The sequence below is a fragment of the Photobacterium andalusiense genome (genome assembly GCF_900185625.1).
In the GTDB taxonomy this organism is placed as follows: Bacteria; Pseudomonadota; Gammaproteobacteria; order Enterobacterales; family Vibrionaceae; genus Photobacterium; species Photobacterium aquimaris.
Window position 1 is genome coordinate 1081287 of record NZ_FYAJ01000001.1, and the last position, 14565, is coordinate 1095851.

The 14565-nt window shown below is 38.6% G+C and carries 16 protein-coding genes and 1 riboswitch; of the genes, 6 read left to right on the forward strand and 10 right to left on the reverse strand.

Going from position 1 to position 14565, the window contains the following annotated elements; genetic code table 11:
- Window positions 1-32: 32 nt before the first annotated feature.
- Window positions 33-207: riboswitch (Lysine riboswitch) on the forward strand.
- 83 nt (window positions 208-290) lie between these two features.
- Complete coding sequence (locus PAND9192_RS04920) at window positions 291-1874, forward strand: Na+/H+ antiporter NhaC family protein (RefSeq protein ID WP_087852783.1); 1584 nt, start codon at window positions 291-293, stop codon at window positions 1872-1874.
- 100 nt (window positions 1875-1974) lie between these two features.
- Window positions 1975-2415, forward strand: a complete 441-nt coding sequence (locus PAND9192_RS04925) for a VOC family protein (RefSeq protein WP_087852784.1) — start codon at window positions 1975-1977, stop codon at window positions 2413-2415.
- Window positions 2416-2476: 61 nt separating this feature from the next.
- Here PAND9192_RS04925 and PAND9192_RS04930 read toward each other — a convergent pair whose 3' ends face one another.
- The 4 genes from PAND9192_RS04930 to PAND9192_RS04945 all read right to left on the reverse strand — a co-directional run bounded on the left by PAND9192_RS04930 (window position 2477) and on the right by PAND9192_RS04945 (window position 5047).
- On the reverse strand, window positions 2477-3127 hold the full coding sequence (locus tag PAND9192_RS04930; protein ID WP_087852785.1) for a Qnr family pentapeptide repeat protein: 651 nt from the start codon (window positions 3125-3127) through the stop codon (window positions 2477-2479).
- A gap of 312 nt (window positions 3128-3439) precedes the next feature.
- Window positions 3440-3832 (reverse strand): cystatin domain-containing protein, encoded by a 393-nt coding sequence (locus tag PAND9192_RS04935; RefSeq protein ID WP_087852786.1) that lies wholly within the window; start codon window positions 3830-3832, stop codon window positions 3440-3442.
- A 90-nt stretch (window positions 3833-3922) separates the two neighbouring features.
- Window positions 3923-4264: a 5-carboxymethyl-2-hydroxymuconate Delta-isomerase gene (locus PAND9192_RS04940; protein WP_087852787.1), complete on the reverse strand. Its 342-nt coding sequence runs from the start codon at window positions 4262-4264 to the stop codon at window positions 3923-3925.
- A gap of 189 nt (window positions 4265-4453) precedes the next feature.
- The gene (locus PAND9192_RS04945) at window positions 4454-5047 is read right to left on the reverse strand and encodes a TetR/AcrR family transcriptional regulator (RefSeq protein ID WP_087852909.1); all 594 of its coding nucleotides are present in this window, start codon (window positions 5045-5047) and stop codon (window positions 4454-4456) included.
- 264 nt (window positions 5048-5311) lie between these two features.
- Here PAND9192_RS04945 and PAND9192_RS04950 point away from each other — a divergent pair, with 264 nt between their 5' ends.
- Both PAND9192_RS04950 and PAND9192_RS04955 read left to right on the forward strand, forming a co-directional pair.
- On the forward strand, window positions 5312-5968 hold the full coding sequence (locus PAND9192_RS04950) for a DsbA family oxidoreductase (protein WP_087852910.1): 657 nt from the start codon (window positions 5312-5314) through the stop codon (window positions 5966-5968).
- Between the two features lie 86 nt (window positions 5969-6054).
- Window positions 6055-6786 carry an SDR family oxidoreductase gene (locus PAND9192_RS04955; RefSeq protein WP_087852788.1) on the forward strand — a complete coding sequence of 244 codons (732 nt, stop codon included), beginning with the start codon at window positions 6055-6057 and terminating at the stop codon, window positions 6784-6786.
- Between the two features lie 315 nt (window positions 6787-7101).
- Here the strand turns inward: PAND9192_RS04955 and PAND9192_RS04960 are convergent, their stop codons facing one another.
- The gene (locus PAND9192_RS04960; protein ID WP_087852789.1) at window positions 7102-8109 is read right to left on the reverse strand and encodes a transposase; all 1008 of its coding nucleotides are present in this window, start codon (window positions 8107-8109) and stop codon (window positions 7102-7104) included.
- A gap of 223 nt (window positions 8110-8332) precedes the next feature.
- Entirely contained in the window at window positions 8333-8665 is a 333-nt protein-coding gene (locus PAND9192_RS04965) for a tRNA-binding protein (protein WP_087852790.1), read from the reverse strand.
- A 178-nt stretch (window positions 8666-8843) separates the two neighbouring features.
- On the opposite strand from PAND9192_RS04965, the gene PAND9192_RS04970 reads away from it, so the two are divergent.
- Window positions 8844-9869 carry a substrate-binding domain-containing protein gene (locus tag PAND9192_RS04970; RefSeq protein WP_087852791.1) on the forward strand — a complete coding sequence of 342 codons (1026 nt, stop codon included), beginning with the start codon at window positions 8844-8846 and terminating at the stop codon, window positions 9867-9869.
- A 64-nt stretch (window positions 9870-9933) separates the two neighbouring features.
- On the opposite strand, the gene PAND9192_RS04975 is transcribed toward PAND9192_RS04970, so the two are convergent.
- Window positions 9934-10290, reverse strand: coding sequence for a DsrE/DsrF/TusD sulfur relay family protein (locus PAND9192_RS04975; protein WP_087852792.1), 357 nt, complete (start codon window positions 10288-10290; stop codon window positions 9934-9936).
- 233 nt (window positions 10291-10523) lie between these two features.
- Between PAND9192_RS04975 and PAND9192_RS04980 the strand changes: the two genes are divergently transcribed.
- A complete protein-coding gene (locus tag PAND9192_RS04980; RefSeq protein ID WP_087852793.1) occupies window positions 10524-11042 on the forward strand; it encodes a hypothetical protein in 519 nt (172 codons plus the stop codon).
- A 76-nt stretch (window positions 11043-11118) separates the two neighbouring features.
- On the opposite strand, the gene galM is transcribed toward PAND9192_RS04980, so the two are convergent.
- The 3 genes from galM to PAND9192_RS04995 form a co-directional block, all read right to left on the reverse strand.
- Window positions 11119-12207: a galactose-1-epimerase gene (galM, locus tag PAND9192_RS04985; RefSeq protein WP_087852794.1), complete on the reverse strand. Its 1089-nt coding sequence runs from the start codon at window positions 12205-12207 to the stop codon at window positions 11119-11121.
- An 18-nt stretch (window positions 12208-12225) separates the two neighbouring features.
- On the reverse strand, window positions 12226-13416 hold the full coding sequence (galK, locus tag PAND9192_RS04990) for a galactokinase (protein WP_087852795.1): 1191 nt from the start codon (window positions 13414-13416) through the stop codon (window positions 12226-12228).
- Between the two features lie 64 nt (window positions 13417-13480).
- On the reverse strand, window positions 13481-14542 hold the full coding sequence (locus PAND9192_RS04995; protein ID WP_087852796.1) for a UDP-glucose--hexose-1-phosphate uridylyltransferase: 1062 nt from the start codon (window positions 14540-14542) through the stop codon (window positions 13481-13483).
- Window positions 14543-14565 lie beyond the last annotated feature (23 nt).

The following is a 14565-nucleotide window of genomic DNA, read 5'->3' on the forward strand; positions in this document are numbered from 1 at the left end:
TAGGAAATTTCTAGGTATAGTCAAATCTTAATCCTTTGAGTAGAGGCGCGCTGCCTAAGAGTATTCGGTTGGAGGGAGATCCCCTATGAAAATCGAGGAAAGGAGTCAGCGCCGAAGTGATTATTGAGTCATCAATAGTCGCTGGTTCTGTATTGAATAAGTGCAGAACTGCCATAGTTATGTTGTCTATGGAGCGCTACCCTAAGGGATAAGAAGTATTATTTCTCAAGAAATCTGTTTCTCTATCCTTTCGGTAGATCTCCACCTTATTATAGGTGTTTAAGAGATCCATGAATTTAATCCAATATTCTGATTCATTACTATCAGTGGTACCCGCACTACTGGCAGTTATTCTTGCAATTACTACCCGTCGCGTATTGTTATCGCTTGGCGCGGGCATTATTGCAGGATCAATCCTTCTAAATAATTACAACCCACTCGCAGCACTACAATATCTGTTACATCAAATTCTTGGCTTAGTTTGGGCTGATGGCGCTATCAACACCAGTAACGTTAACATGTTATTGTTTATGTTATTACTAGGTGGTTTGATTAGCTTAATGACCGCAACAGGTGCAACTAAAGCATTTGCTGAATGGGGTGTGCGTCGTTGTAAAGATCGCCGCAGTGCTAATATCCTAACTGGTATGATGGTATTTGCTTTTTTCATTGATGACTTCTTCCACAGTTTATCTGTTGGTCCTATTTGTCGTCCCGTTACCGACCGTTTTCAAATTTCACGAGCAAAACTGGCTTACCTGCTAGATTCAACTGCAGCACCAGTGTGTGTCATCACGCCAATTTCATCATGGGGCGCATATATTATTGCTATCCTTGGTGGCATTTTAGTGACCAATGACATTACAGAAACAAGCCCTATTTCTTTGTTTGTGCAGATGATTCCAATGAATCTATATGCTGTATTTACTTTATTGATGGTGCTGGTAGTGATCACATTCCAACTAGATATTGGTCCAATGCGTAAACACGAACAACGTGCGCGTAAAGGTCAACTGTGGGATGAAGCTAAAGGTCATCCCAAAGGATTAGAAATCACCACTGAAGGTGAAGGTAATGGCACCATGATTGATATGGTACTACCAATTCTGACACTAACAGTTTCTAGTATTGTGTTTATGATCATCAGTGGTGCTGATGTGTTAGCCGCTAAAGGTCAAGCATTCAGCTTAATTGGTTCAATCGAACATACTGATGTCGGCTCATCATTAGTGTATGCCGCGTTATGTAGTTTGGCAGTATCTATTGTATTAGCACTGCGCTTAAAGCTACCACTAAAAACATGGTTAACTGCTGCACCTCAAGGTGTTCAAGCAATGATGCCAGCAATTATTATTCTATTATTTGCATGGACAATTGGTACTGTTGTTAGCGATATGGAAACAGGCCAATACTTAGCATCATTAACAAAGTATGGTCTACCTGTTGCACTGCTTCCTGCGTTAGTATTTTTACTATCATGTGGTATGTCTTTTGCGACCGGCACTAGCTGGGGTACATTTGGTATCATGTTGCCACTCGCGGGTGACATGGCAATCGCTAGTGACGTTAACTTATTAATGCCAATGTTATCAGCGGTATTAGCAGGTTCAGTCTTTGGCGATCACAGTTCACCAATCTCAAGTACCAGTATTTTGTCAGCAACGGGTGCAGGTAGTCACCATATGGATCACGTAATGACTCAGTTACCGTATGCTTTAACTGTTGCCTTTGGTGCTTTCCTTGGCTACTTAGCAATGGGTCTTTCAGGCTCTACTGTGATTGGTATCGCTGTAAGTTCAGTATGGTTCGTTGGTTGCTGCATTTACCACGTTCGCCAAGATAAAAAACAACAATTAGTCGCGGCTGTGAATTAAAAGCAACCGTTATAAAGAATAATCCCCGTTCGTTTTTGTGCTTATTTGATTTATTCTATAGCACGAAACCGCGGGGATTTTTTTGATCAGGAGATAAGCAATGGAATATTTACACACAATGGTACGTGTCAGTGATTTGAATGCCTCACTGGACTTTTACTGCCAACAATTAGGGCTCATTGAAACGCACCGAAAAGAAAGCGAACGTGGACGTTTCACTCTGGTTTTTTTAGCCGCGCCATCTCAAGTAGAAGCGGCAGCCCAGACTCAATCGCCACTGTTAGAATTAACCTATAATTGGGATCCTGAAGCTTATAGCGGTGGACGTAACTTTGGGCACCTTGCATTTCGCGTTGATGATATTTATCAATTATGCCAACAGCTACAAAATAACGGTGTGACGATTAATCGCCCACCACGCGATGGTCACATGGCATTTGTTCGTTCACCTGATGGTATTTCAATTGAATTACTGCAAAAAGGGGAGCCATTATCCCCTGCTGAACCGTGGATTTCACAGCCTAATGTTGGTGAATGGTAAAATTTAATCAATTATGAGCCACAGGTTTGTTTTGCACACCTGTGGCATTTGCAATCTACAATTATAAAACAATGATCCCTAAATTACTTAGCAGTTGTTCTTGTTGCCAATCGCTAATTTGAGCCCCCGTTAAAGAAACACGACGAACATCAACCTCATCTAAATCAACATGACATAAATTAGTATCTTGAAATATTGCTTGTTGCCACTGTTCGCTTGAGAATTCTCCCCGACTTAAATCAGAACCTTTAAATGACACACCAATTAAATTAGCTCCCCGCCAACGGTTTTCAAATAACTCACACTTTTCAAGCATTACACTTTCTAAATTAGCATAACTTAAATCACACCCTGATATATATGCCGAACAAAAAAAACTACTTTGGGTTATATAATTAGCAAACGAGGCATAGTGAAAATCTGCACCTTTAAGATTACATTGGCGTAATTCAATACCAAAACATTGCGCATTTCTAAAATTAGACATCGCGAGATTACAACCTTTAAAACTAGCATCTTTTAACTTTGCATAGGCAAAACTACAGCCTTCTGTTTCCCCTGCTTCAATAAAGCTACAATCAATAAAACACACATCGGTTAAATTGGTACGAGAAAAATCACAGCGGTAAAACTGACACTGTTCAAAGGTTGCTTCTGCTAAATCTTGATGCGTAAATACCTCACCATCAAATTGTTTTTTTGTCACATGCATCAATCATTGCTCTATATAAATAGTAAACCTTAGCTCTATATTAATAACAATAAACCCTCAATTACCAGCAAAAATATCAATGTGTTTATTGTTTTTTTAACTTCATTTAAAAGCCCACACAAACGAGCTGTAATCATGTTTTAAGCTGTTTTTTTATTATAATCTCATGCACGGTTTGAATTTTATATTCGTATTACTATTACCATTTAAACCTCCTTAAAATTGATATAAAAAAATAGCCGCTATTATTGATAGTTTCTCAATAACAACGGCTATTTTTCACTCAATCAAATAACAACCAAGCGTGACCGATTAATTTTTTACGTCACAATTTGAAACGACGCCATTGGTTTTATCAACATGTTCAACAGTATAAACATTTTTTAAACTGTGGAAGACTTTGGCAGTATAAACGTCATTATTTTCAATCGAAAATGTCACGTTATAATTCATACCAGCCACAACTTGTTGAGTAACATGTAAGACATTTTTTAACTGATGATCACCAGCAATATCTTTTACCGCAGCTTGAGCAGCAGCCGTCACTTCAGGCGTAATTTCGCCTTGCTGCCAACCACCAGGAATAGCTTGAGTATAATCACACCCTGTTTGCATACTTGCCTCTTGCGTCGTTTTAACATCTTGTGCACTACACGCTACTAATGCTAATGAACCCAAAGCAACCACCAGAAGTTTCTTATTCATAACTTTTCCTATTTATAGTAGACATGTTTATAACAACATAAAAACAGCGTTCATTGCAAGTTTAATTGCAGAAAATGAAAATATGCAAATTTACACGACGTATTTACGATAAGATTGCTGATTGATATCTTCTATCTCAACACTAATTGCAATATCAGAATTAAACATAGCAGCAATATGGTGCAATAAGACTTCTGAAAGCATATCTTTTTGTTGTTCGCTGCGACCTGGTAAGATTCTTAACGTCACATGCACAAAAGGCTTCTCTGTTATACCTGTACGATAAATCTCATACGGAACCAGTCGAGTTTTAATGTCTTCTTCTTCAAAAATGCCTGAGCTAAAAATAGAAAAATGTGTGGTTGTCATTAACTCATTTAAATCAATTTGAGTTTCTAAATCCTTCGCATATTCAACGATACAATGCGGCATGTTGTTACTCCTAACTAAAATGCTATTATTATTTTTGACGTTAACACACAATAAATGTCATAACTGCTTAACATCGCTAATATTAGTTCACTAAATTAGGTTTTAATCGCTAATGTATCGTTCTGTGATCAATACCATTATTTAGTAAAATTGTTTGAGAAACGATAGAACTCATAATGATGATTATTTTTAGTTATTCTTAAATGGATAATTTAAAAATAACTGATCGATCATTTCACCAAGCTTACTCTTATCAGTATTTAATTTAGCAAAGGTACGCAACCCTGCAATTTGAACCATAATAAAATCGGCAAGATCTTGCGCATTTTTGCTTTTTTCCACTTCACCATGATGTTGAGCCTCTTCGATTAGAATAACAAACTTATCGGTTAACTCTCTAAGATGAGCTTTTGTAATATCAATCAATGATTGTTGTTCACTTGTTAACTCACTCAATGTTTTAGTTAACATGCACATACTATTGGGTGAGTTATCAATAGAATCAATCACTTGCAACTCAACAAACGCTTTCAAACTTGCTATTGGTGAGTCATTTTCCCTACGACATTTATCAATCATAGCCAGTGTTATATTGGTGTAATTTTGTAGCACTTCAGTAAAAAGACCGTCTTTACTACCAAATGCTGCGTAGAAACTGCCAGATCGCAGATCTATTTCATCTTGTAAATTACGTACAGAAGTCGCATGAAATCCTTTTTCCCAATACAACTTAGTCGCTTTATTAATGACATCCTCTCGAACATATAGTGCTTTCTTGGCCATAGGTAATAACTTGCTCATTGGAACGATTGCTCAATAATACTTTTAATTATTGCCAATGGTAAAGGCTCTTCACTCATTTAGCAGCAATACTATCTTAATTCTCGGTTAGATTTTCACTCTTCTCATTAAACTTGAACGATCGATACAATATTTACTTGAACGATCGATACATTATAGGTATAGTAAATTCATCGAAGTACACAAGAACCACTCTGCATACGTTTAAATCGCTTTATTTCGTTTAATTAGGAAGATATGTTTGCAATGAATAAGAAAATTAAACTCGACATCATTTCTGACGTAGTATGCCCTTGGTGCGTTATTGGCTATCGTCATCTGGACGCTGCTATCAGAGAATTAAATCTACAAGATAAAGTCGAAATCGAATGGCAACCGTTTGAACTCAATCCAAATATGGCTATTGAGGGAGAAGATCTTCGAGCTCATATGGCACGTAAATATGGTACATCTCGCAAAGACAGTGATCGAGCACGTACAGAGCTAACTCAGCGCGGTGAACTTTATGGTTTTAATTTTGATTATTTTGATGGCATGAAAATGGTCAATACATTAAATGCGCATATCCTGCTTGAATTAGCACATGATCTTGGTAAACAAACAGCGTTAAAAATGCGCTTATTTAGCGCCTATTTCACTGAGCATAAAGATATATCTGATAGTGATGTTCTAATTAATGAAGCAAAAGCTGTTGGTATTGAACCACAACAAGCACGTATAGCTTTAGCAGATGACCATCTACGACAACGCATCAAATCTCGCCAATTAGAATGGCAAAAGATGGGCATCACTGCTGTACCAACCGTTGTATTTAATCGCTCTAGTGCTGTTTCTGGCGCGCAGCCTCAAGCAACATTTAAACAAATTTTATTAGAGTTAGTTGCTGAAAATAAAACTAACTAATACGTATCTAACCTCTCACAATAACAATTATCAAAACAATTAGTTATTAAAACAATCCAATAAATAAAACTATTATGGAATCTATTATGAACTTTATTATCAAAGACAAAGTTGCATTCGTTACAGGCGCTAACCGTGGCATCGGTAAATCCATTGTTGAGTCATTATTTAAACATGGCGCTAAAAAAATATATTTAGCAGTACGTAATATTGACTCAACCAAAGAATTAGAACAACAATATGGTGATAAAGTTGTCACTATTCAAACTGATGTTTCTAGTACTGAGTCAGTTAATAAAGCTGCGGCAAATGCAAAAGATGTCGATCTGGTGATCAATAATGCCGGTATTATGTTGTCGACAACTCCTTTAGCCGATAATATATTAGAATCTTTAGCTAAAGAAATGGATGTAAATGTTTTTGGCTTGGTTCGTATTGCAAACGCCTTTGCTGACACTCTTGAGCGTAACCAAGGTGCCTTGGTTCAACTAAACTCTATCGCATCTTTAAAGAACGTCCTTCAAGAAACAACCTATTCAGCCTCTAAAGCAGCAGCATACTCAATTACGCAAGGCTTAAAAGACACATTTGAACCAAAGGGAATTCAAGTACTAAGCGTTCACCCAGGACCAATTGCAACAGATATGGGTAATCGTGTTGGCTTTGGTGATCTTGCCCCTGCCGATGCCGTTTCAGAAGGTATTATTAACTCACTAGCAAAAGGGGATTTCTTACTTTTCCCTGATGAAATTGCGAAAATGTTTGAAAGTGCTTATCAGAGCTATGCAGACAACATCATTTTGAAAAATTTATTCTAAATAGCATTTTTAAAAACTATTTATTAATGCCAAACGAATAATTTATTAGGATCTGAGATATTCAGATCCTATTTTTTATGATGGACAGCCATATTTATTTTTGGACTTATTTTCGGACAGCCAAAAGTTTTCGTTCTCAAAAATCACCCGAGAAAATAAACTATTCCACCAACAGTAGAGTCTTTTACTGTAAAAATTACCGCTTATTTTTCATATTTTTGGTTAAACCAATCAGACTCCCATATTTCGCGATCGCCAACACCCACAATTCTTACAGCTATTGCGGTATTTTGTTCTAATTATAAAAAGTCCTATTTAATTGGGATGTAACTGATGACTCGCTGACTTCCCTTTACACCAATGCCCACCAGCATATTGCTTAAAGGTGCACATTCGAGACCATTTTCCGCTCACATTGGCATAACGTTCCATAAATTGTTCACTATGCTCAAGCCAAGCGTCCGGCGTTATTCCTAATTGTTGTAAAATCTTGGGTTGATTCGATGTTATAACCCCTTGTTTATCATTGCGAATGCAACGGCCTGTCCAGTCAATCAGTTCGAGATAATCTGCAAAGGCAAAGTTTATTCCGGCCGTTTTCGCTTGATGTTCAGCACCCAAAAAAGGTAATAATCGAAAATTCGCTTTATTTAATGATGATTGTTTAGCGGTAGTTTTCAGTTGCTTATATTCACGAATGCGCTGCTGAATCGAGGTAAAATCTGATTGTTCTAATGACGGTGTAACACCTGCCCGAATCGGATTTAAATCAACGTACATCATACAAGATAATAACGCTTGTTCATCCAATAAAGCTTGAGACTTAAACCTCCCTTCCCAAAATGCGCCTTTACATTGGTCTTCTTTATTGGCTTTGCGAGCAATTTCTTCATTAAGACAGCGCATAAACCAGCTAATACTACCTAATCGTTGCTGCCATTCAGTGACTAAATTTGATAACGCCTGCTGTTTTTCTGCGCCTACTTGCCCTTCTTTTAAGAAATCGACAGCAATAGGATGACCATTAAACAACTGCAACCAACGTGATATTACCGCTTTCGGCGTTAACTTCTGTTGCTGCTCAGTATCTATTTTCAGTACCAGATGATAATGGTTACTCATCACCGCATAAGCGCAGACATCGATACAAAACACAGTGGATAATTGTTTGATTTTATTTACTATCCAACCACGACGATGATGATAATTTTTGCCGTTATACGGATCATCTCCACACAAATACGCACGCCGTACACAGCGATTAATCACATGATAAAAAGGCGTAATTTGAGGTTCGATCAATTTGCGTCTTGAGATTGTCATCAGTTTCACCATAAGCAACTTGAAGCTTAAGTGTAGTTACTTATTGTTGATGTACAAGGTTATGGCTGTCCTATGAAATTTTCGTCCTATGAAAAACTCTATATGCAAAGTTATGGCTGTCCTGAGAAGAAGAAGGAAAGATAGTGACGAATCAGTAATTTTCTATATATGTAAAAATAAAAAATCCCCCTCGCCACTGTCTGCTGAGCTTATTAAAAAGTAATTAAACAATCTTGACGCCGGTTGCCATTAAACGCTCAGGGGTTAACAATACACTTTCAGATTCATCATCTGTTTCAGCACATAACAACATGCACTCTGAGGTTTTACCACGCATCTTAGCTTTGGCTAAATTACACAGCACTACCACTTGCTTACCTAGCAGTTGTTCTTCAGTGTAATAAGGTACTAAGCTGGTCACTGTTTGAAGTTTCGTCTCACCGACTTCAATTTGAACAATGTACAGTTTATCGGCATTTTCATGACGGACAACATCAATAATTTTACCTACACGAATATCTAATTTAGCGAAGTCTGCGTATGAAATGGTATCCATGGGTTCTCCTTTATGGTTAATAGTAGCGATAAGCACACAAAATTGTTAACGTTTACATTAGCAATTAAATATTGATTTACAAAGAATATCATTTCGAATTAGTTAGCTATATCACACAGTTAAATTGCGTTATTTACACAACCGTAGTTTAATAGCTCTAACAGTAATAGAGGTGATTATGGCAACAATCAAAGATGTGGCGAAGCTCGCCGATGTATCTGTCGCAACCGTATCAAGGGTGATCAACAAATCGCCTAAAGCCAGTGAAGCCGCCATTACCGCGGTAACACAAGCAATGCAAACACTTGGCTATCGTCCTAATGCTAATGCTCGTGCTTTAGTCAGCCAATCGACCAACACTATCGGTGTATTAGTCGGTGATGTATCAGATCCTTTCTTTGGCGCAATGATCAAGTCGATCGACAATATCGCCCGCCAGCATGGCAAGCATTTATTAATTGGTAATGGTTATCATAATGCTGATAGTGAGCGCGAAGTGATTGAACTGTTGATTAATAATCGTTGTGATACATTAATTATTCATAGCAAAAATTTATCCAATGCTGAATTGATTGCTTTTGCAAAAGAAGTACCCGGAATGGTGCTTATTAACCGTTTTATTACTGAAATTGCCGATCGTTGTATTGCCCTTGATAACCATCGAGGATCATATTTAGCAACTGAGCTATTGATTAAAAACGGCCACCAGCATATTGGTTATATTTGCTCTAACCATGATATTGAAGATACTGCACAACGCAAACAAGGCTATCTAGATGCATTACACGCTCATAACTTAATAGCACCGCAAAGTTATATTGAGTATGGTTCACCTGATGAAGATGGTGGTGAGCTTGCAATGACAAACCTGCTGGCGAAGGCGATTCCTGTCACTGCAATTGCTGCTTATAATGATTATATGGCGGCAGGCTGTTTGTCTGTACTTGAAGGAAATGGCCTTACTGTTCCTAATCAAATGTCATTAATTGGGTTTGATGATGGGTTAATTGCGAAGTATCTGCATCCGAAACTGACAACTGTACGTTACCCAATTCAAATAATGGCGGAACAAGCAACTCGACTGGCGTTTCAATTAGCAACAGCTGCCAAACAACTAACACCTATTGAAACACTTGATTCTACGATTACCCATACGTTTGTACCTACGTTAGTGAAACGATTATCAGTAACAGAACCCCGTTAATTAAATGTTATTAGACTGGCCTATGAGTTACAGTGTCACTTAAAGCCCAGTCTAATGATACGCATTAGAAGGTAAACACTTTATCAGCAGCTAGTGTCCACTCTGCTAAATCATCCAATGTAGCAATAACAACATCTTCAATTAAAGGTAATGTTGTTAATCCACGTGCAGCGCAGCAAGTTTTACATAATTTAACTTCGCCACCTTGAGCTAATATGATTTCGACCATTTGTTGAATATCATAACCTTCTACGGGTGCTTGTTTTGCTAAAGCACAAGTGACAGCATCAGACATTAAAAAGATTTTCATTGCTACTGGTTGTGCTTCTTGCTCGTTAAGCTTGATAGCTAAACGCAGTGCATTAAATGGCCGTTCAGATCCATAAGGGGCATCATTAATTATCATTAGTATGGTTTGCATTATTTTCTTACTCGCGATGATATTTCAGTCCCTGTTTTACCATAAAACCGATTATCAATAGCCATTAATGCAGGTAAACCACACCTAATGTCTATTTTTTATTCTCTAGCGGTATTTTTTATAATTTTAAACTGTTAACTGCTGCAATTATTTGGCACATTAACGTCCCTAACGAGTAATTGTATGTTAAATGCATTTGCCATAACCTAACCGTCATTTACAGTGAGCATTCAATGAGCCATCGTCTTCAACTAACTTCTGCCCCATCGGTGCTATTTTTGTTTGGCCTATCGGGTGCTGGCAAGTCATTTGTGGGAGATGTGATAGGCGCGCACAATGAGTGGTTTGTTTATCATGCAGATGACGATCTTACCGATGAAATGCGTCAGGTAATTGCCGCTAAACAACCGTTCACAGAAGATATGCGCGATCAATTTTTCTGTCGTATTGTTGATAAAATTAACCATTACCGCACTATTTATCCACGTTTAGTAATCACTCAGGGTGCATACAAGAAAAAGCATCGTGACTATATTCGTCAGCATATCGATGATATTGACATGATCTATGTCACCACCTCAGATAAGTTAATTCATCAACGTTTAGAATATCGCCTTAATGGTATCTCTAATGCCAGCGCTGAAGCGATCAAACACATTTTTGAAGTACCTGATGATAGTGTCAAAAGACTGCATAATATCGATGGTATCGAAGAAATTATTCAGCAACTTAATGGTTTTTATAATAACTAACTGCAATAAAAACGCCCGCAGCGTTAACGAGTTAGGCTGCGGGCGGAATAACGATTACTTTTGAGGCCATTAATCACTAACGGAATCGATAACTGGTTAAATGGTGATAATGCTGATTAGGGCGCAATACCGGATTATTATCATACCACTCAGGGTGGTTAGGTGAATCAGGTAAAAACTGCGTTTCCAATGCCAATCCACTGTAATTAGCGTATTCACCACCAACACGATTTGGACATCCTGCCAAAAAGTTTCCAGTATACAACTGTATTGCCGGTTTAGTGGTTAATACATCCATTGTTAATGAATCATCTGCCACTGTTACGGTTGCACAAACCGTTGTTGCTCGACGTACATCTGACCTTAGTATAAATGAGTGATCATACCCATGCGCTTGTTGTTGATCGTTATCAGCTAACCAATCTTGATTAATCATTTTTGGCTGACGGAAATCAAAACTTGTCGCCTCTACCGTATTCCAGTTACCTAACGGGATCCCATATTGATCTGTTGGTAAATAATGATCAGCGTTGATCGTCAGTTGATGTGATAAACAATCATTATCGCCATCAGCCCCAAGCAAATTAAAATAGCCATGGTTGGTTAAATTGACCACTGTCGGTTTATCTGTTTCAGCACTGTAACGGATGGTTAGTTCATTGGTTTCCAAGAGTGTATAGGTAACAACAACACGTAAATTACCAGGAAACCCCATATCACCGTCTGCTGAAACCAAACTAAATTGTACTTCTGTTGCATTCAACTGTTGCATTTGCCAACGACGGTGATTAAAACCATTGTCACCGCCATGTAAGCAATTACCATTTTGGTTGGTCGATAGTTGGTAATTTTGACCATCTAGGCTAAATTGACCCGCTGCAATACGATTAGCATAACGACCAACCGTTGCTCCTAAATAAGCTTGCTGCTGATAAAAGTTATTTAGAGTACTTACCCCTAGCAACACCTCTCTAAGCGCTGGTTGCTGATTAACCGTTATAGGTACACAACAACTCAACCATGTAGCACCAATATCCATCAAAGTTACTGACATACCCTGCTGGTTAACTAGTGTAATCAATTTGGCGGGTAGCCCATCAGCGGCCATATCAGTTGTCATCGATTGATGTAACGCTATTGCATGTTGAGGTAAGTTATCTAACATATTCGATCACCTTGTAAATTATGCAACAGCCATAATGTTTTCACTTATAACACCCGCGCCAACCATAGCTTTACATACATAAATCGTCGCTTGTAAGCCTGTTGCAGCATGGTATTTAGCATTCACTTCAGCGGTAATCGCATCAACAAATGTTGGTGGTACTAAAGCCACAATACAGCCACCAAAACCACCACCTGTCATACGTACACCGCCATGATCACCGATAACGCCTTTAACCATCTCAACCAAAGTATCAATTTCAGGTACGGTAATTTCAAAATCATCCCGCATTGATGCATGCGACTGTGCCATCAACTGTGCCATTAACGTCATATCACTATTCGCTAATGCAATCGCTGCTTGTTCAGTACGCGCATTTTCAGTAATAACGTGGCGTGCACGCTTTGCCACCATTGGCGCTAATTCTGCTTCACGCTCAGTAAACATGGTTAGCGTTACATCACGCAATGCAGGCACACCAAAGAAATCAGCCGCTTGTTCACATTGAGCACGACGGGTATTGTACTCACTATCAACCAAACCACGTTTCTTATTAGAATTAATAATCACCACTGCCATATCTTCAGGCATTGCAACAGCCTTGGTTTCTAGCGAGCGACAATCAATAAGAAGAGCGTGGTTTTTCTCACCTTCAGCAGAGATTAACTGATCCATAATGCCGCAATTACAACCAACAAACTGGTTTTCTGCTTGCTGGCCATTTAGCGCTATTTCTTGCTGACTAATACTTAGCTCAAATAAAGCCTTAAACGTTTGTCCAATCACCACTTCAAGTGCCGCTGATGAACTTAAACCTGCGCCTTGTGGTACGTTGCCACTAATAACAATATCTGCGCCACCCAATACATAACCACGATCTAATAAGCACTTGATCACACCGCGAACATAATTAACCCACATGCACTGTGGATCAAATTCAAGTGGTTGAGTGATATCAAATTGATTAACTTCATTACCGTAGTCAACCGCAACCACACGCACAATATTATCGTTACGACGAGCTGCGGCAACGATCGCTTGATAATCAATTGCACAAGGAAGCACAAAGCCATCATTATAGTCAGTATGCTCACCAATAAGGTTTACACGACCAGGAGCTTGAACAATATGACTTGCGCTATAGCCTAATACTGATGAAAAAACAGCGGATACATTATCAATAAGGTGTTGAGTACGATTTGTTGTCATTATTTTTACCTACTATTACCAAAGATTATCAAGAAACAATATTATTAATTAACGCTGCTAGTGCTTAATCTAAATAGTGCACATCACTGACTGCACGCAACTTTTCTGCCGCCTGTTCTGCAGTTAAATCACGTTGACTCTCAGCCAACATCTCATAGCCCACCATGAATTTTTTCACCGAAGCAGAACGTAATAATGGTGGATAGAACAGTGCATGAAGCTGCCAGTGTTCGGTTGAGGTTTCACTAAAATCACGATCAGATTCAAAGAAAGGTGCGTAATGCCAGCCCATTGAATAAGGGAATGAACACTTAAATAAATTATCGTAACGGCTAGTCAGTTTTTTAATCGCTAACGCTAAGTCATCACGCTGAGCTTCAGTTAATTCATCCATTCGACGAATATGAACTTTAGGCAATAACATAGTTTCAAACGGCCATGCAGCCCAATAAGGAACCACTGCCAACCAATGCTCAGTTTCCACAACAGTACGTGAGCCATCCGCTAATTCACTATTAACATAATCTACTAATAAATTAGTCCCATGCTGTGAGTAATATTCACGTAATAAGGTGTCTTTACGACTAATTTCATTGGGTAAAAAACTATTAGCCCAAATTTGACCATGAGGGTGTGGTTGCGAACATCCCATCACTGAGCCTTTATTTTCAAACGCTTGCACCCAAACGTAATCTTTACCTAGCTCTTCTATCTGCTCATTCCAGGTATCAACCACTTTGCGGATCGCTGGCACTGAAAGCTGCGGCAATGTTTTGCTATGGTTTGGCGAGAAACAAATTACGCGACTTAAACCACGCGCACTTTGGCAACGAAAGAGAGGGTTACTATTTTCAGGCGCAGACGGTGTATTTGCTGTTAATGCAGCATGGTCGTTACTGAAAACATAAGTGCCAGTGTAATCAGGGTTTTTATCTCCCGAAACACGAGTATTGGTTGGGCATAAGAAACAAGAATCATCATAAGCCACATTTGATTCCGGTTGTGGTTGTTCATCAGCACCTTGCCACGGACGCTTAGCACGATGAGGAGAAACTAATACCCACTGCCCTGTTAGTGGGTTATAACGACGGTGAGGATGGTCAATCGGATCAAAAAACTCAGACATAATAATTTCGCTGTTAGATTCTG

Coding starts and splice junctions, on each gene's coding strand:
- PAND9192_RS04960 (WP_087852789.1), bottom strand. CDS start 8,109: ATGACAATCTCAAGACGCAAATTGATCGAACCTCAAATTACGCCTTTT.
- PAND9192_RS04925 (WP_087852784.1), top strand. CDS start 1,975: ATGGAATATTTACACACAATGGTACGTGTCAGTGATTTGAATGCCTCA.
- PAND9192_RS04970 (WP_087852791.1), top strand. CDS start 8,844: ATGGCAACAATCAAAGATGTGGCGAAGCTCGCCGATGTATCTGTCGCA.
- PAND9192_RS04995 (WP_087852796.1), bottom strand. CDS start 14,542: ATGTCTGAGTTTTTTGATCCGATTGACCATCCTCACCGTCGTTATAAC.
- galM (WP_087852794.1), bottom strand. CDS start 12,207: ATGTTAGATAACTTACCTCAACATGCAATAGCGTTACATCAATCGATG.
- PAND9192_RS04945 (WP_087852909.1), bottom strand. CDS start 5,047: ATGGCCAAGAAAGCACTATATGTTCGAGAGGATGTCATTAATAAAGCG.
- PAND9192_RS04950 (WP_087852910.1), top strand. CDS start 5,312: ATGAATAAGAAAATTAAACTCGACATCATTTCTGACGTAGTATGCCCT.
- PAND9192_RS04920 (WP_087852783.1), top strand. CDS start 291: ATGAATTTAATCCAATATTCTGATTCATTACTATCAGTGGTACCCGCA.
- PAND9192_RS04930 (WP_087852785.1), bottom strand. CDS start 3,127: ATGCATGTGACAAAAAAACAATTTGATGGTGAGGTATTTACGCATCAA.
- PAND9192_RS04955 (WP_087852788.1), top strand. CDS start 6,055: ATGAACTTTATTATCAAAGACAAAGTTGCATTCGTTACAGGCGCTAAC.
- PAND9192_RS04975 (WP_087852792.1), bottom strand. CDS start 10,290: ATGCAAACCATACTAATGATAATTAATGATGCCCCTTATGGATCTGAA.
- PAND9192_RS04935 (WP_087852786.1), bottom strand. CDS start 3,832: ATGAATAAGAAACTTCTGGTGGTTGCTTTGGGTTCATTAGCATTAGTA.
- PAND9192_RS04980 (WP_087852793.1), top strand. CDS start 10,524: ATGAGCCATCGTCTTCAACTAACTTCTGCCCCATCGGTGCTATTTTTG.
- PAND9192_RS04965 (WP_087852790.1), bottom strand. CDS start 8,665: ATGGATACCATTTCATACGCAGACTTCGCTAAATTAGATATTCGTGTA.
- galK (WP_087852795.1), bottom strand. CDS start 13,416: ATGACAACAAATCGTACTCAACACCTTATTGATAATGTATCCGCTGTT.
- PAND9192_RS04940 (WP_087852787.1), bottom strand. CDS start 4,264: ATGCCGCATTGTATCGTTGAATATGCGAAGGATTTAGAAACTCAAATT.